The following is a 1807-nucleotide window of genomic DNA, read 5'->3' on the forward strand; positions in this document are numbered from 1 at the left end:
CGCCGCGACCCGGGCCGTCCCCCGCGGGACGGCCCGAAGCCCCCGACCTTCCCTTCCTGTCCGCCCGCGGGCAGGAAGGGGCCACCCTCGGTCGGGGGCTTCGCCATGCCCGTGAACGGACGGTTGCGTGGGCGGGTCGCTCTGTCGTCAATTTCTGTGGGTCGCGTCACCCGACCGCAGAAACGTTAGGGTCAAGGGCCCGCGCATCCCTTGACAGAGGGTTGCCCGATAGTCGACACATCCGGCCCACTACCGTGGATTGTGTTGCTGCGAACGCCTTGAACGGCCTAGAGTCGCAAACCGTCGGCATGCTGCCACGCTGACGAATCGATATAGAGTCCTGGATGCCCAAGGAGGTAAGACGACTTGTGAATGAGTCGACATTTGCTCCCGGGGGTGGTCAGCCAGGACTGGCGGAGCACACCGCCGGCCAGCCGAGTGAGGAGTCCGGGGCCCGGCAGGCCACGGTGGGCTCGGCCGAGGTCGGCTCGGTCGCACTCCGTACTTTCGAAGCACGCCAGAACACAGCACAGGTGACCACGGTGACCGACTACGACGCCGATCTGCCGGCCCACGGCCTGGCCTACGGCGAGTTCGCCTACGGCGCCTACGACGACCCGGACGCCGAGTACGAGCCGGACCCGGAGTACGCCGCCACGCTGGCCCCCGACGCCGCGCGCCAGCGCCGCGAGCGGGTCGGCCCCACCGGCCGCCCGCTGCCGTACTTCCCGATCCCCGCGCCGGTGGCCGAGCACGGCCCCGCGCAGATCATCGCGATGTGCAACCAGAAGGGCGGCGTCGGCAAGACCACGTCGACCATCAACCTGGGCGCGGCGCTGGCCGAGTACGGCCGCCGCGTGCTGCTCGTCGACTTCGACCCGCAGGGCGCGCTCTCGGTGGGCCTCGGCGTCAACCCGATGGAGCTCGACGTCACCGTCTACAACCTGCTCATGGAGCGGGGCCTGACGGCCGATGAGGTGCTGCTGAAGACGGCCGTGCCGGGCATGGACCTGCTGCCGTCCAACATCGACCTCTCCGCCGCCGAGGTGCAGCTGGTCAGCGAGGTGGCCCGGGAGTCCGCGCTGGCGCGCGCCCTGAAGCCGCTGCTGCCGGACTACGACTACGTCATCATCGACTGCCAGCCCTCGCTGGGCCTCCTGACGGTCAATGCCCTGACGGCCGCTCACAGCGTCATCGTCCCGCTGGAGTGCGAGTTCTTCGCGCTGCGCGGCGTCGCGCTGCTCACCGAGACCATCGAGAAGGTCTGCGAGCGGCTCAACCCCGAACTGCGCCTGGACGGCATCCTGGCCACCATGTACGACTCGCGCACCGTGCACAGCCGCGAGGTGCTGGCCCGCGTCGTCGAGGCGTTCGGCGACCACGTCTTCCACACCGTCATCGGCCGGACCGTGCGCTTCCCGGAGACCACCGTCGCCGGCGAGCCGATCACGACGTACGCGACCAACTCGGTCGGTGCGGCCGCCTACCGTCAGCTCGCCAGGGAGGTGCTCGACCGGTGCCGCCCCGCCGAGTGAGTCTCCCGGGTGCCGACGAGCTGTTCCGGACCACCGGGGGGATGGCGCTGTCGCCGTCCCTCGCGCCGCGTCCGGCCGCCGAGGCATCCAGACCGGAGACCGCGCGGACCGTCAACGGAGCCGGCGCCGACGCCGCCGAGGGCACCGGCGGTGCCGAGGGTGCCGCCGGGGAGCGCCGCGCGACGGCGGGCGCCGGGACGGCCGCCTCCGGCGGTGCGGCGGGCACGCCGGGCGGTCAGCAGGCCGGGGCGTCCGTCCCGGGGCCGGCGCAG

2 protein-coding genes are annotated in these 1807 nt (G+C 71.8%); both read left to right on the top strand.

The genetic code is table 11. The features are described from left to right. The first annotated feature begins 368 nt into the window (after nucleotides 1-368). Nucleotides 369-1535, top strand: coding sequence for a ParA family protein (locus tag ABZ885_RS40425; RefSeq protein WP_360200089.1), 1167 nt, complete (start codon nucleotides 369-371; stop codon nucleotides 1533-1535). A gap of 41 nt (nucleotides 1536-1576) precedes the next feature. Further along, a partial coding sequence (locus ABZ885_RS40430) for a hypothetical protein (protein ID WP_360200091.1) occupies nucleotides 1577-1807 on the top strand: 231 nt, incomplete at its 3' end.

The organism is Kitasatospora sp. NPDC047058 (assembly GCF_040643935.1).
Taxonomy (GTDB): Bacteria; Actinomycetota; Actinomycetes; order Streptomycetales; family Streptomycetaceae; genus Kitasatospora.